This is a genomic window from Actinospica robiniae DSM 44927 (genome assembly GCF_000504285.1).
In the GTDB taxonomy this organism is placed as follows: Bacteria; Actinomycetota; Actinomycetes; order Streptomycetales; family Catenulisporaceae; genus Actinospica; species Actinospica robiniae.
Genome location: NZ_KI632511.1, coordinates 8291989 through 8314514 on the forward strand (window position 1 = coordinate 8291989; position 22526 = coordinate 8314514).

At 71.2% G+C, this 22526-nt stretch carries 15 protein-coding genes and 1 pseudogene; 12 read left to right on the top strand and 4 right to left on the bottom strand.

Going from position 1 to position 22526, the window contains the following annotated elements:
• The first annotated feature begins 74 nt into the window (after nt 1–74).
• The 9 genes and pseudogenes from ACTRO_RS35805 to ACTRO_RS51160 all read left to right on the top strand — a co-directional run.
• Nucleotides 75–812: a YoaK family protein gene (locus tag ACTRO_RS35805; protein ID WP_034270364.1), complete on the top strand. Its 738-nt coding sequence runs from the start codon at nt 75–77 to the stop codon at nt 810–812.
• 30 nt (nt 813–842) lie between these two features.
• Nucleotides 843–1589 (top strand): response regulator transcription factor, encoded by a 747-nt coding sequence (locus ACTRO_RS35810; RefSeq protein WP_084316778.1) that lies wholly within the window; start codon nt 843–845, stop codon nt 1587–1589.
• Nucleotides 1586–2944: a sensor histidine kinase gene (locus tag ACTRO_RS35815; protein WP_051451907.1), complete on the top strand. Its 1359-nt coding sequence runs from the start codon at nt 1586–1588 to the stop codon at nt 2942–2944. Before ACTRO_RS35810 ends, ACTRO_RS35815 begins: the two co-directional genes overlap by 4 nt.
• Before the next feature lie 144 nt (nt 2945–3088).
• Complete coding sequence (locus tag ACTRO_RS35820) at nt 3089–6472, top strand: DUF4132 domain-containing protein (RefSeq protein ID WP_157436624.1); 3384 nt, start codon at nt 3089–3091, stop codon at nt 6470–6472.
• A complete protein-coding gene (locus ACTRO_RS35825) occupies nt 6472–7620 on the top strand; it encodes an ATP-binding protein (RefSeq protein ID WP_084316779.1) in 1149 nt (382 codons plus the stop codon). The genes ACTRO_RS35820 and ACTRO_RS35825 overlap by 1 nt, the downstream gene beginning before the upstream one ends.
• 4 nt (nt 7621–7624) lie before the next feature.
• Nucleotides 7625–10021 (top strand): DUF5682 family protein, encoded by a 2397-nt coding sequence (locus tag ACTRO_RS35830; RefSeq protein ID WP_063628130.1) that lies wholly within the window; start codon nt 7625–7627, stop codon nt 10019–10021.
• Nucleotides 10018–11220: a VWA domain-containing protein gene (locus tag ACTRO_RS35835; protein WP_245594592.1), complete on the top strand. Its 1203-nt coding sequence runs from the start codon at nt 10018–10020 to the stop codon at nt 11218–11220. Before ACTRO_RS35830 ends, ACTRO_RS35835 begins: the two co-directional genes overlap by 4 nt.
• Nucleotides 11217–13250 (top strand): hypothetical protein, encoded by a 2034-nt coding sequence (locus ACTRO_RS35840; protein ID WP_051451908.1) that lies wholly within the window; start codon nt 11217–11219, stop codon nt 13248–13250. The genes ACTRO_RS35835 and ACTRO_RS35840 overlap by 4 nt, the downstream gene beginning before the upstream one ends.
• A 1227-nt stretch (nt 13251–14477) precedes the next feature.
• A pseudogene (locus tag ACTRO_RS51160) lies at nt 14478–14720 on the top strand (transposase domain-containing protein); the annotation flags it as partial.
• 86 nt (nt 14721–14806) lie between these two features.
• Here ACTRO_RS51160 and ACTRO_RS50035 read toward each other — a convergent pair.
• Nucleotides 14807–14971, bottom strand: a complete 165-nt coding sequence (locus tag ACTRO_RS50035) for a hypothetical protein (protein WP_245594594.1) — start codon at nt 14969–14971, stop codon at nt 14807–14809.
• A gap of 104 nt (nt 14972–15075) precedes the next feature.
• Between ACTRO_RS50035 and ACTRO_RS50040 the strand changes: the two genes are divergently transcribed.
• Complete coding sequence (locus tag ACTRO_RS50040; RefSeq protein ID WP_342673784.1) at nt 15076–15693, top strand: hypothetical protein; 618 nt, start codon at nt 15076–15078, stop codon at nt 15691–15693.
• 1193 nt (nt 15694–16886) lie between these two features.
• On the opposite strand, the gene ACTRO_RS35850 is transcribed toward ACTRO_RS50040, so the two are convergent.
• Both ACTRO_RS35850 and ACTRO_RS35855 read right to left on the bottom strand, forming a co-directional pair.
• Nucleotides 16887–18101 carry an IS4 family transposase gene (locus ACTRO_RS35850; RefSeq protein ID WP_051452410.1) on the bottom strand — a complete coding sequence of 405 codons (1215 nt, stop codon included), beginning with the start codon at nt 18099–18101 and terminating at the stop codon, nt 16887–16889.
• 476 nt (nt 18102–18577) lie between these two features.
• Complete coding sequence (locus ACTRO_RS35855; protein ID WP_051451909.1) at nt 18578–19597, bottom strand: helix-turn-helix transcriptional regulator; 1020 nt, start codon at nt 19595–19597, stop codon at nt 18578–18580.
• A 119-nt stretch (nt 19598–19716) separates the two neighbouring features.
• Here ACTRO_RS35855 and ACTRO_RS35860 point away from each other — a divergent pair, with 119 nt between their 5' ends.
• A complete protein-coding gene (locus ACTRO_RS35860) occupies nt 19717–20400 on the top strand; it encodes an alpha/beta fold hydrolase (RefSeq protein ID WP_034270373.1) in 684 nt (227 codons plus the stop codon).
• Between the two features lie 19 nt (nt 20401–20419).
• Nucleotides 20420–20995, top strand: coding sequence for a GNAT family N-acetyltransferase (locus tag ACTRO_RS35865; RefSeq protein WP_034270376.1), 576 nt, complete (start codon nt 20420–20422; stop codon nt 20993–20995).
• Nucleotides 20996–21004: 9 nt separating this feature from the next.
• On the opposite strand, the gene ACTRO_RS35870 is transcribed toward ACTRO_RS35865, so the two are convergent.
• Nucleotides 21005–22450: an MFS transporter gene (locus ACTRO_RS35870; protein WP_034270378.1), complete on the bottom strand. Its 1446-nt coding sequence runs from the start codon at nt 22448–22450 to the stop codon at nt 21005–21007.
• Between the last annotated feature and the right edge of the window lie 76 nt (nt 22451–22526).

Consider the following 22526-nt stretch of genomic DNA (forward strand, 5'->3'; position numbering starts at 1 on the left):
ATCTCCATCCTCGCCCCGAGTGGGTGGGCGTGCGCCGGGCACCCGCCGCCGGACAGCCTCTAGAGTCAGGCGGTATGTCCGAAGTCTTCCTCGGGGCCTGGCACACCGTCGTCCCGGAACGCGGCGAGCGGCACGGCCCGCTCGCTCCGCTGCTGCTCCTGCTCACCCTGATCACCGGGTTCGTCGACGCCTACAGCTACCTGGTGCTCGGCCACGTCTTCGTCGCGAACATGACCGGCAACGTCGTCTTCTGCGGCTTCGCGCTCGCCGGTACCGGCGGGTTCTCGCTGCCCGCCTCGGTCACCGCTCTCGCCGCCTTCGCGGCCGGCGCGCTGATCGGGGGCCGGGTCGCGTCGGAGCGGCGCGAGCACCGCGGGCGGTTGGTCCACTTCGCGCTGACGATAGAGATGGTGCTGATCGCTGTCGCGTACGCGGTGGCCGGGAGCACCCACCCGGCCACCTCGGCGGGCAGCCGCTACGCGCTGATCTGCCTGCTCGGGCTGGCCATGGGCGTGCAGAACGCGTCCGCCCGCGCACTCGCGGTGCCCGACCTGACCACGACCGTGCTGACCATGACCATCACCGGCGCCAGCGCGGACAGCCGCGCGGCCGGCGGGCAGGGCGGCAAGACCGGACGACGGTTGCTGTCCGTGCTGACCATGTTCGTCGGCGCGTTGATCGGCGCGCTCGCAGTCCGGCACAGCCATCCGAGCGTGAGCCTTCTGGTCGCGCTCCTGCTGCTGCTCGGCGCCAGCGTGTTCACGTCGCGCCAGCTCGACTCGCGCGAGCCGTGGGTGAAGCCCGTGAGTTGAGGCGCCGGCGGACGCTATACAGTCGCGAGCATGGCAGAAGGCACGACCAGGAGCGGGGCCGCGATCAGGGGCGGGCCCGCCGGAGGCGCGGCGACTGCCGGCGGGCCGACGACCGTGCTGGTCGTGGAGGACGATCCTGGCATCGGCGGTTCCTTGGTGCGCGGCCTCGAGCGGGCCGGATACGTCGCTCGCGTCGTCGGCACCGGAGCGCAGGCTCTGGCCGCCGGGCCCACCGACGTCGTCCTGCTCGACCTCGGCCTGCCCGACTGCGACGGTGTGGATGTGTGCCGCGCGCTGGCTGGCCGTGGCAACACGGCAATCATCGTGGTCACAGCGCGCGGCGAAGAACATGACCGAGTCGCCGCGCTCGACGAAGGTGCCGACGACTACTTGGTCAAGCCCTTCGGCCTGGCCGAACTGCTCGCCCGCATCCGGGCCGTCCTTCGCCGTGTCCAGCCCGCCGCGCCCAGCGCGGTCCAGCACGGCCCGCTCTCGGTGGACTCGCGGACCCGCAAGGTCACCATGCACGGAAGCGAGGTCGCGCTGACGCCGCGGGAGTTCGAGATTCTCGAGTGCCTGTCCGCGGACCCCGGCCGGGTGGTCACGCGGCAGGAGCTGCTGGAAAGGATCTGGGATGCGCACTGGTACGGCCCGACCAAGGTCCTCGACGTCCACGTCGCGGCGCTGCGTCGCAAGCTGGGCATAGCCGGGCTGATCGAGACGGTCTACGGTCGCGGCTTCCGCCTCGGCGAGGTCGACCCGGACTGCACGCCGTGATCAGGCGCATCGCCGGCACGTTCCTCGCCCTGCTCAGTGCCCTGATCGTGCTCGCCGTCGTACCGCTCGGCGTGTCGATCGCGCACAACGAGCGCACCAACTTCCGCTTCGACGCCGATTCCGCCGCGCGGACCGTGGCGAACACCGCGGAAGAGTATTTGTCCGACCATCACTCGAGAACCCCGATGCTCGCCGCGCTGGACCAGCCCGCCCAAAGCGGCGACTGCGCCATCGTCTACACGTCCGACGGGTCCGTGACGGCCGCCAGCAAATGCTCACACGACTTCCGCGCAGTCTCCGATGCCCTGGCCCGTCGCGTACTCAGCGGAGATCGCGGTGACAATCCCGACGAAGACCTCACCGCGCAGAAAGGTCAGTGGCTGCTCGTCGGCGCGCCGGTGGGTGACGAGGGCCGATTGAGTGGCGCGGTCGTCTTCGCCCGAACGATGGACCCCACCGACGACCGCGTTACCGCCATGTGGGGCTGGCTCGCCATCACCGGTATAGGAGTGCTGGCGCTCGCGGCGATCCTGTCGGTCCGGCTGGCCCGCTGGATCACCGGCCCGCTCGAAGGGCTGGGCGTGGCCGCATCCCGGCTCGGCGCCGGCGATCTGAGCGTGCGCGCGGACGCGCAGACCGGCCCGGGGCAAGTACGACAGCTCGCTGAGACCTTCGATTGGATGGCCGAGCGGATCGAGACCCTGGTAGGTGGCCACCGCTCCTGGCTCGCCGACGTCTCCCACCAGCTGCGGACGCCGTTGACGGCGCTGCGGCTGCGCCTGGATCTGCTGGCCGCAAACGTCTCCGACGAGGACGCGGCGGCCGAGTTCGCCGGTGCCCAAGAGGAGGTCGCCCGGCTTTCCCGCCTCGTCGACGGCCTGCTCGCGGTCGCCCGCGCGGAGGCCGCCGTCCCGCAGCGGAAGCCAGTGCGTATCGACGAGGTCGTCGACGAACGAGTGGCCGCCTGGGAGCCGGTCGCGGCCGAGCGAGCCGTCACGCTGCGCGCGCGGACCGAGCCCGTCACCGCCGCCCTCGGCTCCGGCGATCTGGAGCAGATGCTCGACAACCTCGTGGCCAACGCGCTCGAAGCCGTCGACGAATCCGGCCACGTGAGCGTCGAAGTGCTGCGCCGCGCCGGCCGCGCCATCGTGCACGTGGTCGACGACGGCCCAGGACTCAGCGAGGAGCGCAAGCGTGCCGCGTTCCACCGTTACGGCCACCCCGAGCCGCGCGGCCACGGCCTCGGACTGGCCATCGTGCAGCGGCTGGCCGCGGCGAACGGCGGCGACGCAGCCCTGCGCGACACTCCAGGCGGCGGCCTGACCGTCGAACTCGACCTCGGCGCTGCGACTTAGCCGGCGCCGTCGCGCCGGTCGCTTCGATGCGTCCGAGAACGCTGTTCCGGCGGCCGCGATTTCTGTCAGTGGATCTCCTTAAGATGGCCTCATCCCCTCCGGAGAGGGTGGGGATCGAGTGCTGAGGAGGGGGAGAAGGTGCAGGTGAGCACGGCTGTCTCGGGGGCGGAGGAGGAGCTGGTCATCCCGGCCGAGTGGATGCGGGTCCTGCATCCCCGGCGGGGCGGATCGCAGGCGTCGGCGATCGAGCTGCCCGCGCACACCGGCGCGACGGGACCACTCGAAGAGCTGCACGCGCAGGTGGCCGCGGCGTCCACGGAGTTGATCGAGAACTCCCGCACCGCTCCGGAGCTGACCGAGGCGTTCAAGGCTCAATTGGCCGGTAAGACGTCGCCGGCCGGAGCCGCGGCGGCTGCCCTGGCGGCCAAAACCATATCCGGCACCGATCTCCGGGCGCACCTCGATGCCTGGATCACGGCCCACGGCCTGCCGTTCGCGGTGGAGGCCACGCTCGCAGCCGGTCGGATCGAGCTGACCAGTCCCTACTACCGCTCGGAGCCACGGCTCGCCGTGTCGAGCTACGCCGGTCTGCGCGGCATGCAGCTCGAGCTGTTCCGGTGCCTGCGCGGGTACCTCGCGGCGGCGTCCGAGCCCGCGTACGCGCAGGCCGTCGAAGTGCTCGCAGCACATCGATCGGAGTTGCGTGACAGGGTCCTGGCGGCGTACCTCGCGCCGACCGAGGCGGCGTGGGTGGCGCAGGCCTGTGCCGAGGGCGGGAAGATCAGGACACAGGTAGAGCAATGGCGGCCGCTGGTCGTGCTTCTGCAGTGCTCGGTCGGCGGTGTCGAGGAATGGCAAGCCCTGCGCAAGCGCAAGGTGCTTCAGATGGGCCACGTCGACCTCGGCCTCCTGGCCACGCTCGCGATCTCGCTCGGCCCGGCGGCGGTGGAGCTCTTCCCACCCGTGCTGGACAACAGATGGGCGGACGCGGCCGTGCGCCGCGCCGCGCTCGACGTGCTGGCCCGGATACCGGGAGACGAAGCCTTCGCCGTCATGACGCAGCGGCTGACCATGAAGCACGTCTCGACCGCGGCCGCGCAGGCGGCCGAGCGCTTTCCGCGTCGCGCAACGCGCCTGCTGGCCGGGGCCGCGTGCGCCGCGGAGGCTGCCGAGAACGCGCTCCTCGCGCGCAACCTCCTCGTCGGCCACCTGGCCCGGCACGCGGACCTCGTCCCGAGTGTCCGGCCCACGCTCACCGAGGCGGAGCGAGCGCTGGTGGACGAGCTGCGCGCGCTGGCCGCCGGCCGGCCCGCCGCACCCGTCGAGACGCTGCCCGAGCTACTCGTGAATCCGCCGTGGACGCGCAAGCGCCCGAGGCCCCGGCCGGCCCGCGGATCGGCGGCCGGGCCGGTCGAACCGGCGCCCGATGCGTTACAGGCCCCTGAGATCTGCCGGATCGACTGGCTGCCGGGCGAGCGCGAGACCTTCGACCACGGCAGGCCGAAGACCTTCGAGTCCGACTGGGAGCCGATCCTCAAAGAGATCGAGGCCCGGGGCTTGACCCGCTGGGACCACGACGCGCGCGGCGCCCTGCTGCATGCACCTGAGGCAGAGGCACGCCGAGCACTGTCCTTCCTGCGCTCCGGTTTCGGACAGTCGGATCAGGTCTACGCGTTCGGCCCGCTGCTCGTGCGCTTCGGCACCGACGCGATCGAGCCGATCCTCTACCAGGGCAGCGATCGAAGCCTGGTTCACCGCGGCGCGGTGCTGCAGCCGATCGTGGAGCTGCGGGTGGCCCGGCTGATGGCGCAGTGGTTGCAGCGGCTCGACGGCGGCCGTCCGCCGGCCCGGGCGTGGCTCGCCCGCCACGGTGCCGATGCCGCGGTCCTGCTCATCCCGGACGCGCTCGGCACCGACAAGCAGTTGCGTCCGCTCGCGGAGGACGCGCTGCGCTACCTCGCCGAGCCCAAGGTCGGCGTCGAGGTCGCGAGCATCGCCGAGCGCGAATACGGCGCGTCGGCGGCGGTAGAGGTCAAGTCCGTCGTCGAGGCGGACCCGCTCGAGCTCATCCCCGCTCGGGCACCGAAGCTCGCCGACTGGCTGAGCGAGGCCCACCTGCCGCAGATCCTGCTGCGCGGCCGGAAGGAGGCTCTGCCGGAGGAGTCCGTGCGGCATGTGCTGACCATGCTCATGCTCTCCAGGCCGGGCGAGCCGTATGCGGGCCTTGAGACGGTCGTCGAGCTGGCCGATCCGGTCTCGCTCTGCGGCTTCGGCCGTGCGCTGTTCGCCGCGTGGCGCGCGCGGGATTACGTGCCCAAAGAGTCCTGGATCCTCTACGCCCAAGGCTTTCTGGGTGACGCGTCGACCGTGCGCCACCTCGTCTCGCTGATCAGCGGCTGGCCGCGTGAGAACGGCAACCACCGTGCGACGCTCGGGCTCGAAGTGCTCGACGACTTCGGCACCGATCAGGCGATGCTGCACCTCTACCGGATATCAAGGACCACGACCGGGCGGTCGCTACGCGAGCGGGCCGGGGAGAAGGTGGGCCACCTCGCGGCGGCCCGCGGCATGACGCCCGCTCAGTTCGTCGACCGCCTGATCCCCGACCTGGGCCTTGATGCGCAGCAGGGCACTTGGCTCGATTACGGCCCGCGCCGGTTCCGGGTGGAGCTCGACGAACTCGGCGGCTACTCGCTCGCCGACGAACAGGGCGCGACGTACGCGACGCTCCCGCAGCCGAAGCCCGGCCAGGACGACCCGGAACTCGCCGAGACCGCCCGAGAACGGCTCAGCAGCCTGATCGACGACGCCAAGCTGGTGCGCACCCACGCGGCCGAGCGGCTGGAGTCGGCGATGTCGATGAGCCGTGCCTTCAGCACGTCGGAGCTCCGTACCCTGCTCACGCACCCGCTGGTCGGAACGATGGCACGCGGCCTGGTCTGGCTGAGCGAGGATTCCGGTCCCGGCACGGCGTTCCGCATAGCGGAGGACGGCGCCTTCGCAGACGTCGAGGACCGCACGTACGAGCTCCCACAGCAGGCCACCGTCCGCATCGCGCACGCGGCCCGGCTTGGCGCGGATCTCGGCGCGTGGGCCGAACTGTTCGCAGACTACGAAATCATCCAACCCTTCCCGCAGCTCGGCCGGCCCGTCTACGGTCTGGTCGGCGCGGAGCGGACCGGAGCGCCGTTCACCCGATACCAGGAGGCGCTGGTCCTCGGTGAGAGGATGCGTGAACTGCTCGAACGCGGCTGGCAGCGAGAAAGGTCGTACGGATACGGTCCGCGGGAGTGCCTCTTGCGCCCCACGCCGGACGGCAGATGGCTCGCGCTCGCACTCAAGCCGGACTTCCAGTACACCGCGGGCCCGGAGGCCCGGTCGCGCGTCGACTCCGTCAGCATCCTGGAAGCCCCGCACGTCGACGGTTCCGGCCGGAGCCTGCCGCCGTCGCCCCTGCACGATCTCGACCCGATCACCGTCTCCGAACTCATCGGCGACCTGAACCGACTCGTCGATGGAGAACCCTGATGCGGAACGAACCCGCCGCGCCCGACGCCGGCGCACCCGACACCACCGCGCCCGCGGTGGCCGGCGCAGTCGGCGAGCTCCAGCGGCCGCCCGCGGAGATCCGCCACGCCGACGAGCTCGCCCGGCTCGCCGACAGCGACGGCGGCCACCGTCCCCCTGGCTGGCGGCTGAGCCTGCAAGCCGTGCGCGCCTTCGTGATCGGTGACGAGAGCCTCGGGATCAGCCGCAAGTTCGTCGGCGATCCGGCGCTGGTGGACCGCGCCCTGGTCAGCCTCGCCACCAGCAGAGGTCTGATGCTCGTCGGTGAGCCGGGCACGGCCAAGTCCCTACTCAGCGAGCTGATCGCGGCGGCGGTCTGCGGCACCTCCACCCTCACCATCCAGGGCGGCGCGGCCACCACCGAGGACCAGATCAAGTACTCCTGGAACTACGCCCTGCTCGTCGCCGAAGGCCCGAGCGAGCGCGCCCTCGTGCCCGCGCCGCTGCTGCGCGGCATGGCCGAGGGGCTGATCGTGCGGTTCGAGGAGATCACCCGCTGCGCGCTCGAGGTGCAGGACACACTGCTCTCCCCGCTGTCCGAGCGCGCCCTGGTCGTGCCCGAGCTCGGTGCCGCCGGGACGGTGTTCGCCCGGGCGGGCTTCAACGTCATCGCCACGGCCAACTCCCGCGACCGCGGCGTCAACGAGATGAGCGCGGCGCTCAAGCGGCGCTTCAACTTCGAGACCGTCTTCCCCATCCCGGACTTCGAGACCGAGCTCGCGCTGGTCGAGCAGGAGGTCGAACGCCTGCTGCAGGCCTCGGGCGTCACCGCGCCGCCGCGCCTGGACGTGCTCGAGGTCCTGGTCGGGGCGTTCCGCGACCTGCGTACGGGCGTGACCGCCGACGGCACCCCGGTAGACCGGCCTTCGGCGATCATGAGCACGGCCGAGGCGGTCTCGGTGGCGCACGCGGTCGGCCTGCGCGGCTGGTTCCTGCGCGGCGAGTCCGGCGGCGTCGCCGACGTGGCCGCGTGCCTCGCCGGCACCGTGGCCAAGGACAGCGCCGACGACCTCAGCAGGCTGCGTCGCTACCTGGAGAAGCAGGCGAAGAGCCGCGGCGACGGCCTGTGGCGCGACCTGCACGAGGCCCGCCACCTGCTGCCGGGCTGAGCCGATGTCGATCACCTACATCGGAGTGCGCCACCACTCGCCCGCCTGCGCACGCCTGGTCGCGCGCACGATCGCGCGGCTGCGTCCGGCGTACGTGCTGGTCGAGGGCCCAGCCGACATGAACGAGCGGATCAGCGAGCTGTATCTGCGCCACCGCCTGCCGATCGCGGTTTTCAGCAGCGGGCCGGGCTTCGCGTCGTACGCCCCGTTCTGCGCGTACTCGCCGGAATGGGCGGCGCTGACGGCGGCCCGCACGGCGAAGTCGGTGCCGCTGTTCATCGACCTGCCTGCCTGGCACCCGGCGTTCCGCGACCGCTCGAACCGCTACGCGGACGCCGAGCTGCATTATGCGGCGGCGATGGAGCGGCTGTGCCGGGAGCTGCGCGCGTCGAGCGTCGACGAGCTCTGGGACCGGATGTTCGAGGTCGAGGACGGCGACGGCCTGGCCGAGCGGCTGACGGCGTACTTCGACCTGCTGCGCGGCGACCTGGACGCGAGCGAGGGCGACGCCGAGCGCGAGCGGTACATGGCGCGCTGGATCCGCGCGGCGGCGGCGCAGGCCGGCGACGCACCGGTGGTCGTCGTGACGGGCGGCTTCCACACCGCCGCGCTGCGGCGCCTCGTGGACCAGGGCGCTGATGTCGAGGGTGCGAGGCGCGAAGATGACAGGCCCGGCGCCCCGCGAGGGGACGGGGCTGGGACGGCAGCCGACAACGCGGCCTGGCCCGACGTGCCTTCGCCGGAGGACGGGGCGCGCGTGTCCAGCTACCTGGTGCCTTATTCCTTCCGGCGGCTAGATGCCTTTACCGGCTACCAGTCCGGCATGCCTTCGCCCGAGTACTACCAGCTGCTCTGGGAGCACGGGGCTCGGCGGGCGGCGGATGAGGTGGTCAAGGCCGTCGCGCAGCGGCTTCGGCAGCGGGGGTTGGCGGCTTCGACCGCGCACCTCATCGCGGCGGGGGCTCAGGCTTCGGGGCTGGCTCGGCTGCGCGGGAGCCGGGTGCCGACGCGGGTCGACCTGCTCGACGGGCTGGTCAGCGCACTGGTCTCGGAGGACCTCGGGCAGCCGGTGCCTTGGGGGCGGGGCGGGGGACTGACGCCGGGGTCGCATCCGGTCGTGGTCGAGATGGTCGCGGCGATCAGCGGGGCGCGGGTGGGGCGCCTGCACGCGAAGACTCCGGCGCCGCCGCTCGTCCACGACGCTCTCGCGCAGCTCGAACGGCTCGGTCTCGACGACTGCTCCGGCGAACTCGAGCTCGACCTCTGCGACGCCACCGGGCTCGCGCGCAGCAGCGTTCTGCATCAGCTGCGGGTGCTCGGCGTGCCGGGGGCCGAGCGGGAGGCGGGGCCGGCGGACGGGCTTGATCCGGCTTCGCGGGAACGGTGGCGGATCGGGTGGGGGGAGCGGCGGCTGGTCGCGCTCATCGAGGCCGGGGCGCACGGGGCGACCTTGGCGCAGGCGGCGGCCTCGGCGCTCAAGGAGCGGGTCTCCGGGGTGGGCGGCGTCGACGTGCTGCCGCTGCTCTCCGGCACGCTCTTCGACACCGTGCTGTGCGGCCTTCCGGCCGATGCCGATCAGATCCTGGCGCTGATCGCCGACGTGCTTGCTGACACCGCTTCAGCGGGCGGTGCTGATCTCGGGCCGCTCGGCTCGGTGCTTTCGGCATCGCTTGGGTTGTGGCGGCATGACCGGGTCTTCCGGATCGCGCGCAGTCCGAGCCTGACGCACGTCATCGCGGCCGCGGCCGAGCGCTTGCTGCGGCTCGCGCATGCGGTCACTGGGCCGGACACAGCGGCGGATCCGCATCGGTCGACGGCGCTAGCGGCGCTGCGCGACGCGGTTCGGCACGCGGAGCCGGTGCTGACGGTGGACCGGGCCGAGGTCACCGCCGCCGCAGCGCGGATCGCGAGTGATCAGCAGGCGCCGCCGGACCTGCGCGGCGCCGCACTGGGCCTCGGCTGGAGCCTCGGCGTCGGAGGTGGCGTCGTCGGCGTCGGCGGCGCAGTGGTGGCCGTGCCGCCGGGGATCGGGGTGCGGCGGATCGGGGACTGGCTGGCCGGGCTGTTCGCGCTCGCGCGCGAGGAGGCATCGAGCGCTGAGATGATCGGTCTGCTCGACGGCGTGGTGGGCGCCATGACCGAGGACGAATTCCTCGGCGCCCTGCCCGCGCTGCGGATGGCCTTCGCCTACTTCCCGCCGCGGGAGAAGGAGGCCGTGGCGCGGAGCCTTCTCGACCGCCGCGGCCTGCGCGGGGACGCGCGCGGGCTGCTTCGGGTCTCCGTCTCGCCCGCGAACGGCATGGAGGCCAGGAGCCGGGAACGGACCGCCCTCGCCGAGCTGGTCGAGCACGGGCTGCTCTCAACGGAAGCGGAGCAGCTGGTGAAGGGCGTGCGGATATGAGTCGTGCGGACGTGCGTGCGGACATGGGCAAGGGCGCGGGCCGGATCGACCCGGATCTGGAGCGGTGGCGGCTGATCCTGGGCGCGGCGGTACAGCAGACGCTGCCTATCGACGATGCCGCGAACGGTGTGGCATGCCGGCAGGACGCCGCACTCGACTGGCTTTACGGCCGAGACGAGGACCTGCGGCGGCGCGGCATCCGCCCTTCGACGCCGGGCGGGGGTAGCGGCGAGGACCGGCGCGGGGGCAGCGAGGCTTCCGCGCTCACGGTGGTGGACTGGCTCGACGAGATCCACCAGCTCTTTCCGCGCGACACCGTCGAACGGCTCGAACGCGACGCGGTCGACCAGTACGGCATCGAGGAGATCCTCACCGATCCGGAGCTGCTGAGCCGGATCGAGCCGAGCGCCACGCTGCTGCGCGCCGTGCTGCGTACCAAGCATCTGATGAACCCGCAGGTGCTCGCCCTCGCCCGGCGGATCGTCGAGCGGGTCGTGCGCGATCTGATGGAGCGGCTGCAGCCGCAGCTGCGTGCGGCCTTCCACGGCAGCCGGGTGGCCCGGCCCAGCCGGGTCAGGCTGGCGCGGGACTTCGACTTCCACGGCACCGTGCGCGCGAACCTGGCGCACTACCAGCCGGAGGAACGCAGGCTCCTGATCGAGCAGCCGCGCTTCCATTCGCGGGCCCGGCGGCATCTCGAGACCTGGCAGCTGATCCTGCTCGTCGACCAGTCCGGGTCGATGGCCGCTTCGGTGATCCACAGCGCCGTCACCGCGGCCTGCCTGTGGAGCCTGCCCGGGCTCAAGACGCACCTGGTCGCGTTCGACACCAGCGTGGTCGATCTGACCGCGGACGTCGCGGACCCGGTCGAGCTGCTGATGAAGGCGCAGCTCGGCGGTGGGACGAACGTGGCCAAGGCGGTGGCTTACGCCGCGCAACTCGTGGAGAACCCTCGCCGCGCGATCGTGGCGGTGATCTCGGACTTCTACGAGGGCGGGGACAGCTCACGACTGGTGGGCGAGGTGCGGTCGCTGGTGCAGCAGGGCTCCGTCGTGCTCGGGCTGGCCGCGCTCGACGAGGAGGCGCTGCCGGCCTACGACCGGGCCATGGCGCAGCGGCTGGCGAACGTGGGAGCGCATGTGGGGGCGATGACGCCGGGGCAGTTGGCGGAGTTCGTGGCGGAGAGGCTGGGGCGATGAGCGGCGAGGCCGGCTCGGCGGCGACGGTCCGCGGCGATCTGCTGGCGCTGAACGAGGACGCGTTGACCGCCCTCGGTAACAGAGGCCTGGTCAAGCGTGCGGTCAAGGAGCTCGCCGGCGGCCTCGGCGCCTCCATCGGCGTCTCGGCTGACGGCGCGGTGGAGGCCTCGTATCCCGACGGGGTCACCACCGTCCTTCCGGCCGCGGCGGCGCTCGCCGAGGCGGCGTGCAGCTGTGCCGCTCCCGGGCTCTGCCGACACCGTGTCGGGCTCGTGCTGGCCTACCAAGAGTGGCACGGTGGTTCGGGCCCGAGCGAGAAGGGCACGGCAGAGTCGCAGGGCACGTTGTCGTCGCCGGCAGACATCGACGACGTGACGCTCGGGCGTGTCCTCGGCGCGCGGTCTTTGGAGACCGCGCGCCGACAGTTGGCCAAGGGGTTCGACGTGGTCGTACACAGGGCCGTCGGCGCGTCGCCCGCCCGGGTCGAGCTTCCCACCTGCACGGTCACCTTCCTCGTGCCGGACGATCCTTCGTATGCGACGACGGATGCCGCGCAGGCGCATCGGGCCGAGGCGGTCGTGCTCGCGGTTTGGGGCTACCGGGCTTCGATCGAGGCGCACGGCGACGCCGAGGCGGTGCCCGCCGCCGGCGGTGTGCGGGTACATCTCGGTGCTTCGGCCACCGAGACGGCCGAGATCGACCTCAGTGCGCTCGCAGCGGCCGCCGAAGTCGTCGACACTCTTCTGCTCGACGGCACCGCGAACGCGGGCCCGTTGTTGCGTGGGAACGTCCGGCATCTGGCGAGGGAACTGGATGCGGCTTCGATGCTGTGGCCTGCGGCGGTGCTGGAGGACCTGGCCGATCAGGCCGACTGGTACGCCGAACGCAGCGCACGGCACGAGATGCGTCGCACCGCGGACCTCATCAGTGAGTTTCACGCGCGCCACCGTGCGGCCGCGCGGACGCCGGCGTCCGCGCGCGCCATCCTCGGCACGGCCGAGCCGCGCAGCACGCCGCTCAAGCGCGTCCGGCTGGTCGGGCTCGGCTGCCGGATAGCCGGGGGAGCGGGTTTCCGCACGGCCGAGCTGTTCTTCGCGCATCCGCTCGACGGCACAGTGCTCGTGCTGCGCCGGACCTGGCCGGTGGACGAGGAGAAGGCGCCGACGATCGCGCAGCTGCGCAGCCGTCGTGTCGCGGGTTCGACGCTGCACCACCTCGCCGCCGCCAACCTCGTCTCCGAGGTGGCCAGCCGCAGCGCCAGCCGGGTCATCGACCTCAACTCGCAGAGTATTGCGAAGACGGCCGTGATGCCGGTCGGCAACGCGTGGCGGGCGCTGCCGGAATCGCTGGTCATCCGCGATTTCAATGCCCTGCTCGCCAGGCTGGCCCGGCGCGGCCCGCGTCTGCTGTGCCCGCGCGTGGCCGCGGAGGACGTGTTCGTGCTCGCGGTGCGCAACGTTGAAGGGCTCAGATACGACCCGGCGGAGCAGCGTCTCGAGGCCTTCGTCGTGGACGAGCACGGCACGGAGGCGACCATCGCCGCGGACTACAGCGCCTACAGCGAGCATGCGCTGAACGCGGTGGGGCAAGCGCTGTCCGGGGGTGAGGTGAGCTGCCTGGTCAGCGGGACGGTGACGGTCCAGTCGGGCCGTATCCATCTCAGGCCCCTGGCGATCTGGCGAGGCGCGGACACGCCGCTCGTGGTGCCGGATCTGGCGGAGACGGGTGGGCGCGGCCGGGTGCCGGGCGGGGTCGCGCGGACCCGGGGGAAACGTCCGCTCGCGGCGGCTCTCGACTTGCTCGACGACGCGGCCGATCTGCTCGTCGAGCACGCGCATCGCGGCGTCGGCATGCTCGCGCACGCGGCCGCCGACCGCGTGCACCGGCTCGCGCACGACCTCGGTCGGCACGGTTTGAGCGCGGTCTCCGCGCTCCTCGACGTTTACGCGGCCACCCTCGTCACCGAGGACCGCCCGGCACGCGCCCGCGCCTGGGTCGACTGCCTTCTCGCGGTCGAGTCCTGCCGATGACGCCGCTACGGAGAAAGCACACGCAGGACACGCTTAACGCGAGCTGATGATCGGCTGAGTGTTGGTTGGGGGTGGTGGTTTGCCGGGTCGTGGTGGGCGTGGTGGTCGTGGGCGGCCGCTTCGCGTCGCCCACGGTTCTTCTGTCCACCCGCCCACCCGTTGCGTTGGTGGGGTGGGCTGGAGTTTCAAGATCTCGCCTCCGGCGCGGGCCCTCCCTCGGAGAGAGTGCCGGGTTTGGGTGGGTGCTGTCGTTGGGAGGGCGGGCTGGGGTTGGGGGTGGTGGGGTTGCGGGGGTGGGTTCTCTCCTCGGCCGGTCCCCGGAGGCAATCAGGAACCTGTCGGGAGGTCAAGCGGCGGCGATTCTCCCTGGTGGTGGATTTTGCGTCGCGCCGCTTGACCTCCCGGCAGAACCCTGACCGGGCTTCGCCTGCCCGACCGAGGAGAGAGCCCACCCCCTGAGGGTCCGGTGCGAGCTGCGCTCGGGCCCGGGTCCCGGCCGGTGGCCCGGTCGCGCTCGATCCGGAAGAATCCTGCATCACCGTGATCCGGCCATCCCGGCTCTCGATCCGCGCGAAGGCGTCGGTGTTCCGGTCATGCCTGCGGTGGAATTCTGCATCGCCCCGGTCGGATCCACCCGGTGCTCACGTACTGCACAGCATCGCGTGGCCCGGCCGCAACCCGAGGGGAAATCCTGCACCGCTTTCGGCCACACCCATGACCTCATCTGCACAGCCATCCCGTCCACCGCCCCTCCCGTCACACGTCCCGATCCCCCGTACTCTTCCATGCTAGACGCCACCACCGACAAAAGCCGTGTACCTGACTTTTATTGGATAGGGAAGATTCCAGAGATTTCCGGGGAACTCGGGCGTGCTCCCCGGCGTTGAAGGTTCAGAGAAGAAAACAGCGGCTCAGAACGGCGATGCCAGATCCGACATCAGGCGTGGCCGGACCACCGGTCCCTTCGCATGGATTGGGAATGGTCGGATCAAGGTGATGCAAGATCGTGCATCGAGCGCGGCCGGGCCGCGGGACGGGACTCAGCCCGAGCGCAGCTCGCACTGGTCCCTCAGGGGGTGGGCTCTCTCCTCGGTCGGGCAGGCGAAGCCCGATCAGGGTTCAATGCCACGTAGCCTGGGTTGATCATGTGTGTGGCCTGGGTGTTGGGGGGTGGTGTCGTAGTCTGGGTTCGTGTCGGTGGATAGCGCGGATCGCGGGCGTGTGGTGATGGATCAGGTTTCTCTCGGGGTGCTGGTCGAGGCGGTGCCGCGGTTCAAGGTGGATCAGGCCTTGAACGACGAGAAGATCAGGGCTTTGCGTTCGGATGGGAAGCTGCCGCCGCATGTGACGGCGTATCTGACGATGGCGATGGCGCTGTTCGCGCAGGATGCCGCGGAGGAGGTCGCCACGAGGGTGACCGGGTCGCTCGACGCGTTCGGGGTGTGGGACGCGTCCTGGGGCGTGCCGACCTCCTCCGGGATCACGCAGGCGCGTAAACGGTTGGGCCGTGATGTGCTGCGGCGGGTGTTCGGGTACTGTGCCGAGCCGGTCGCGGTTCAGGATGAGACCCGGGGCGCGTTCGCGTGCGGGTTGCGGGTGATGGCGATCGACGGGTTCGCGATGGACGTGCCCGACACGCCGGGCAACGTCGCGGAGTTCGGGTACTCCACGACCGGGGGCAATCCGTCGGCGTTCCCGAAGGTGCGGGTGGTCGGGATCACCGAGTGCGCCAGCCACTGCTTCGTCGACGCGCGTATCGGTCCGTACGACCACCGGGGAGCAGAGTCTGGCCGCGCCGCTGCTCGCGCGTCTGGACCGGTCTTGGCTGCTCACGGCGGACCGCGGGTTCTACAGCTTCCCGGCCTTCTCGGACGCGGCCGAGACCGGGGCCGGGCTGCTGTGGCGGGTCAAGGCCGACCTGCGCCTGCCACCCCTGCGGGTACTCGAGGACGGCACGTACGTGTCCGTGGTGATCGACCGCGAGATCCGCGGCGCACGGCGCGAGGCGATCGTGCGGGCCGCCGAAGCCGGAGAAGAGCTCGACCCGCACCAGGCCCGCCGGGTACGGGTGCTCCAGTACGACGTGCCCGACCGCGCCGGGCCCGCCGGCACGGAACTCATCTGCCTGATCACGAACCTGCTCGACCCGCAGAGCGCGCCGGCCGAGACCCTCGCGTACTGCTACCACCAGCGGTGGGAACAGGAGAGCGCGCACGACCAGCTCGAGACCGACCTGCGCGGCTCCGGGCGCGTCCTACGCTCGAAGCTACCCGACCTGGTCTACCAGGAGGTGTGGGCCTACCTCCTGGTCCACTACGCGATCAACGCGCTGATCTGCCGGGCCGCGACCGGCGCGGACATCGACCCGGACCGCGTCTCCTTCGTCAAAGCCGTGCGCATCGCGCGCCGTACCGCCACCGGTACCGCGCGCTTTTCCCCCTGAACAGATGAAAGCCCCCGCCGCCCGCGCCGCCGCGCAACTGACCGCACCCGCCGCACTCAACCCGCCCCGTCGCGAACGCACCTACCCCCGCGCCGTCAAACGCATCCGACACAACCCACACCGGGTGAAAAAGGCCGCTGATACCGGCATACGGCACCCGAACCCGCCCACCATCCGAATCTTCCGCACCAACCCACCCGCCACCAGCGGCCGAACAAGATCAACATAAGCTACGTGGCATTGGTTCCTGATCGGGCTTCGCCTGCCCGACCGAGGAGAGAGCACGCCCCCTGGGGAGGGGGTCTGAGCTGCGCTCGGGCCGAGTCCTGTCCCGTGGCCCGGTCGCGCTCAGTGCGGAAGGATTCTGCATCACCCTGATCCGAACATCCGATTCTCGATCCGCGCGAAGGCGCCGATGCCCGGGTCGCGACTGATGTGAAATCCTGCACGGCCCTCGTGCGATCCACCCCGATCGCAGATCTCGCGGCAGAATCCCGCAGGCCGGCCGTGTCCGATGCGGAAGGATTCTGCATCGCCCTGGTCGGATCCACCCGGTGCTCCCGTGATGCGCACGGCCGCGTGGCCCGGTCGCATCCCGAGAGGAAATCCTGCACCGCTTTCGGCCACACCCCTGATGCCACATGCCCAGGCATCCCGTCACCCCCCGTCACAACTCCCGATCCCCGTACGCTTCTATACTAGACGCCACTACTGACAAAAGTCGTGAATCCGGCTTTCATTCGATAAGCAATAATTCTGGAGATTTCCGGGCACTCGGGCGAACTCCCCGGCGTTGAAGAAGTAGAAAAGAAAAGAGCGACCCGGAACGGCGATGCAGAATCCGACATCAAGCGCGACCGAGCCACCGCACCCGGCCTGAGCGCAGCTCAGACCCCTCCCCAGGGGGCGTGCTCTCTCCTCGGTCGGGCAGGCGAAGCCCGATCAGGAACCAATGCCACGTAGCTTATGTTGATCTTGTTCGGCCGCTGGTGGCGGGTGGGTTGGTGCGGAAGATTCGGATGGTGGGCGGGTTCGGGTGCCGTATGCCGGTATCAGCGGCCTTTTTCACCCGGTGTGGGTTGTGTCGGATGCGTTTGACGGCGCGGGGGTAGGTGCGTTCGCGACGGGGCGGGTTGAGTGCGGCGGGTGCGGTCAGTTGCGCGGCGGCGCGGGCGGCGGGGGCTTTCATCTGTTCAGGGGGAAAAGCGCGCGGTACCGGTGGCGGTACGGCGCGCGATGCGCACGGCTTTGACGAAGGAGACGCGGTCCGGGTCGATGTCCGCGCCGGTCGCGGCCCGGCAGATCAGCGCGTTGATCGCGTAGTGGACCAGGAGGTAGGCCCACACCTCCTGGTAGACGAGGTCGGGTAGCTTCGAGCGTAGGACGCGCCCGGAGCCGCGCAGGTCGGTCTCGAGCTGGTCGTGCGCGCTCTCCTGTTCCCACCGCTGGTGGTAGCAGTACGCGAGGGTCTCGGCCGGCGCGCTCTGCGGGTCGAGCAGGTTCGTGATCAGGCAGATGAGTTCCGTGCCGGCGGGCCCGGCGCGGTCGGGCACGTCGTACTGGAGCACCCGTACCCGGCGGGCCTGGTGCGGGTCGAGCTCTTCTCCGGCTTCGGCGGCCCGCACGATCGCCTCGCGCCGTGCGCCGCGGATCTCGCGGTCGATCACCACGGACACGTACGTGCCGTCCTCGAGTACCCGCAGGGGTGGCAGGCGCAGGTCGGCCTTGACCCGCCACAGCAGCCCGGCCCCGGTCTCGGCCGCGTCCGAGAAGGCCGGGAAGCTGTAGAACCCGCGGTCCGCCGTGAGCAGCCAAGACCGGTCCAGACGCGCGAGCAGCGGCGCGGCCAGACTCTGCTCCCCGGTGGTGTACGGACCGATACGCGCGTCGACGAAGCAGTGGCTGGCGCACTCGGTGATCCCGACCACCCGCACCTTCGGGAACGCCGACGGATTGCCCCCGGTCGTGGAGTACCCGAACTCCGCGACGTTGCCCGGCGTGTCGGGCACGTCCATCGCGAACCCGTCGATCGCCATCACCCGCAGCCCGCACGCGAACGCGCCCCGGGTCTCATCCTGAACCGCGACCGGCTCGGCACAGTACCCGAACACCCGCCGCAGCACATCACGGCCCAACCGTTTACGCGCCTGCGTGATCCCGGAGGAGGTCGGCACGCCCCAGGACGCGTCCCACACCCCGAACGCGTCGAGCGACCCGGTCACCCTCGTGGCGACCTCCTCCGCGGCATCCTGCGCGAACAGCGCCATCGCCATCGTCAGATACGCCGTCACATGCGGCGGCAGCTTCCCATCCGAACGCAAAGCCCTGATCCTCTCGTCGTTCAAGGCCTGATCCACCTTGAACCGCGGCACCGCCTCGACCAGCACCCCGAGAGAAACCTGATCCATCACCACACGCCCGCGATCCACGCCAGAGTCCACCGACACGAACCAAGACTACGACACCACCCCCCAACACCCAGGCCACACACATGATCAACCCAGGCTACGTGGCATTGGATCAGGGTTCTGCCGGGAGGTCAAGCGGCGCCATGCAGAATCGACCATCAGCGGAAACCACCGCCGCTTGAGCTCCCGGCAGGTTCCTGATTGCCTCCGGGGACCGACCGAGGAGAGAGCACACACCCGCAACCTCACCATCCCGAACGCCGGCCCGCCCCGCCAACGCCAGCACCCCACAGATCCCGGCAATCTCTCCGAGGGAGGGGCCTGCCAGCGGCATTTTTTGATCTTGAAACTGCAGCCGCCCCACCAACGCAACGGGTGGGCGGGTGGTCAGACGAACCATGCGACGCGAAGCGGCCGCCCACACCACGACGACCACCCCGACCCGACTAGCCACCACGCCCACGCCCCACGAGCACTCAGCCGGGCATCAACTCCCAGTGGGCTGCCCCTGCTGGCGACGCAGGTGGGTCGGCAATGGCAGCGTTCAGCAGGACGGCAAGGCTCGTCATGGCTGCGCGCAGCTCGTCGCCGCCCTCGACGCGGAACGGGAACGGGATCCCGGCCAGCCACTCCTGCGCGTACATCGCCGTGTTCCGGGTGGTGCCGACCAGCACGCAGGACGCGTCGTCCAGCGGTTCCAGCCTTCCCATCGGCGGCCTGATGTACCGTGCGACCTCGGCGTGGGGCGCCGCGAAGACGACCCGCGTGGAGAATTCCCAGCCGGCGCCGAGGTTCTCCTCGAGCATGGCGACCGGATCGAGGTTCTCCGGCAGATCGAAGGTCCCCGCGATCGGCTCCGCCGTCTCGACGCGGTCGATCCGATAGGTGCGGATCGCGTTCGCGTGGTGGGAATGGCACAGCAGGTACCACCGGCCGTGGCGCACCACCACGGCCCAGGGGTCGACGTCGCCCGCCCACGCGCGGCCGGATTCGCCGCGGTAGGTGAGGCGGACTCGGCGCCGCGCCGCCACCGCGTCGACCAGGACGCTGGTGGTGGCCGGGTCGGTCGGGGCGGATTCGCGGTCGGGGACGGCGGCGGTGTGCGCGCGCAGCGTTCCGGCCGGGCGGCCGATCCCGGCGGGCAGCGCCTGGATCACCTTGCCCAGCGCGGATCCCACGAGGTCGTCGGCGTCGATCGCGGCGGGCCGGCCGTCCAGGACGGCCATGACCAGCCCGAGCGCCTCCTCCTGGGTGAAGACGACCGGGGGCAGCCGGGTGCCGCGGCCGAGCCGGTAGCCGCCGTGCGGCCCGCGCACCGAGGCCACCGGGATCCCGGCCTCGCGCAGGATCTCGACGTACCGGCGGGCCGCGCGCTCGGTCACCCCGAGCCGGGCGGCGAGCTGATCGGCCGTGGTCACCGGCCGGTTCTGCAGAATCTCGAGGGTGCGCAGGGCACGCGCGGTCGGGCTGGGCGCGGCGGGCTCCGATCTCGGCACGGAGACACGCTATCCGCGCCGCGCGCAATCCGGAAGCCGATCGTCCGGAATGAGTCCTAGCATAGCCGTTGCTCCCCTCGGAGCCTGCCTGCCGTACTGATCGAAAGGGCGCACCCCTCATGGACTTCGTACTGATCGCCGGACTCTGGCTCGACGGCGGCGACGCCTGGACCCAGGTCGTCGCGGAGCTCGAGCGGCTCGGCCACCGCGCCGTGCCGGTGCGCCTGCCCGGCCAGGGCGACGGCAACACGGCCGCGACCCTCGCGGATCAGCGGGCCGCGGTGCTGGCCGCGGTGGACGCAGCCGAGAAGCCGGTCGTGGTCGGGCATTCCGCGGCCGGCTCGCTGGCCTGGATCGCGGCTGACGCGCGGCCCGACGAGGTGGCCGCGGTGGTGCTGATCGGCGGCTTCCCGAGCCCGGACGGCCAGGAGTACGCCTCCTTCTTCGAGGTGCGCGACGGCGGGATGGCCTTCCCCGGCTGGGAGCCGTTCGAGGGCCCGGACAGTGTCGATCTCGACGAGGACGCGCGTCAGAGCATCGCCGCGGCCGCGATCCCGGTGCCTGAGGGCGTGGCCAAGGGCATCGTGCAGCTGGCCGACGAGCGCCGCTACGGGGTTCGCACCGTGCTCGTGTGCCCGGAGTACTCGCCGGAACAGGCCAAGGGGTGGATCGAGGCGGGCGAAGTGCCCGAGATCGCGAAGGCCGAGCACGTCGAGTACATCGACATCGACTCAGGACACTGGCCCATGTTCACCCAGCCCGCCGAACTGGCGCGCAAACTCCACGAAGCCGCGACGAGCTGACCGGAAGGGCGGTGGCCTGATGACGTACACGGCGAGGCCCCTCGACGCGGAGACCTGGCCCGCCTTCGCCGAACTCGTCGAGCGCAACAACGGCGTCTTCGGCGGCTGCTGGTGCATCGGTTTCCACAAGCCGCACAACGAGAAGGACCCGGCGGGGCGCAGCAACCGCGAGCAGAAGGAGGAGCGCGTGCGTACTGATCGCGCCCACGCCGCGCTCGTCCTCGATGCCGAGGGCAAGGCTCAGGGCTGGTGCCAGTACGGCTCGCCCGAGGAGCTGCCCTCGATCAAGCATCGGCGCGAGTACGACAAGGACGCTCCGCCGCGGCCGGACTGGCGGATCACCTGCTTCTACGTCGACACCCGCCACCGCGGGCAGGGCGTGGCCCGGGAGGCGCTGCGCGGTGCGGTCGAGCAGATCGGCCGGGCCGGCGGCGGACGCACGGAGGCCATCTCCGAGGTCACCGCCGGCCGCACGGCGCCGGGCCGATTCCTGTTCAGCGCCACCGTCGAGCTCTTCGAAGAGCACGGATTCACCCGGGTGCGCCAGGTCGGCAAGCACGCGTGGATCGTCAGCAGGCTGATCGAGCCGCTTTAGCACGGGTTCCTAGCGCCTCGTGGCGCGGCGGCGGGCGAACAGCGCCGCGATCAGCACGCCGGCCGCCACCAGCGCCGCGTTGACCAAGACGGCCGCGTGCACGCCGGTGAGGATGGCGGCCGGGTCGGTCAGGCCATTGGTGCGCGCCGTCACGACGGCGCTCATGATCGGCGTGCCCATGGTGATGCCGACTTGCTGGGTCATCGTGGCCAGCCCCGTCGCCATGCCCTGATCCTGCTGCGGCACGTCAGAGGTGGCCTGCACCATGAAGGCCACGATGACCAGCATGTTGCCGACCCCGCCGAGGAATGTGGCGGGCAGCATCAGGCCGAGCGAGCCGTGGCCCGGGCCGAGTGCGAGCAGCAGGACCGTGGCCAGAGCCTGCACCGCTCCGGCGTACATCAGTGTGGAGCGCGGGCCGATCCGGCCGAGCATCCGGGGCGCGAGGACGCCGCCGATGACGGTGCCGAGTCCGAGCACGGCGAAGCACAACCCGGCGGCCATGGCCGAGAAACCCAGCACCTTCTGCAGGTAAAGCGTCAGCACGAAAACCAGCGAGGTCTCGGTGGCGAAGGCGATCAGGCCGGCCAGGTTGCCCACCACCACCGTGCGCCGAGTCAGGATGCTGACAGGGACGAGCGGCCGCGGCACGGCCCGCTCGATCCGCACGAAGGCGCCGAGTAGGACGATGCCGCCGATCAGGCAGCCGAGAGCGATCGGGTCGCCCCAGCCGTGTTCGCCGGCCGTGGTCAGCCCGAATACGACGGCCAGCAGACCGCTGGTGACGGCCGCGGCGCCTGGCACGTCGAGCCGCGGGCGCTCGGCGGCCCGGCTGTCGCGGAGCACCAGGGGCGCCACCGCGAGCACGGCGAAGGCCACCGGCACGTTGATGAAGAACGCCCAGCGCCAGCTGAGCAGGTCGGTGAGCACGCCGCCGAGGACCGCGCCGGTGGTGAAGCCGGCCGACATCAACGCGCCGTTGAGCCCGAGTGCCTTGTCCCGCAACGGTCCTTGCGGGAAGGCGGAGGTCAACAGGGACAGGCCGGCCGGGGTCACCGCCGCAGTGGCCAGGCCCTGCACGGCCCGCGCGGCCAGCAGCATCCCGGGATCCACGGCGAGGCCGCCGACCAGCGAGGAGATGCCGAGCAGGGCGAGCCCGGCGAGGAACTGCCGGCGCCGCCCGATCAGGTCGGCCACGCGGCCGAAGAGCAGGGTGAAGCCTGCGGCGGCCAGGGCGAACGCGGTGCCGACCCATTGCAGGTCGCCGAGCGGGAAGTCCAGGCCGCGCCCCAGGGCGGGCAGCGCCACGTTCAGGATCGAGAAGTCCACCGCGAGCATGAACTGCGCGGCCAGCAGGACGACGAGGACCAGCCGGAGCCGCCGGTCCAGCCGGACCGGAGCCGCGGACGAGGCCGGTTCGGTGACGGGTTCGGAGAGATCGTTCAGCGTTGACATGAGGGGAAGTCTGCGTTCGCGGACGGCGGCCAGCCAGACGTCTGCTTTACGTAGGCACCGGCCGCATACCACGCCG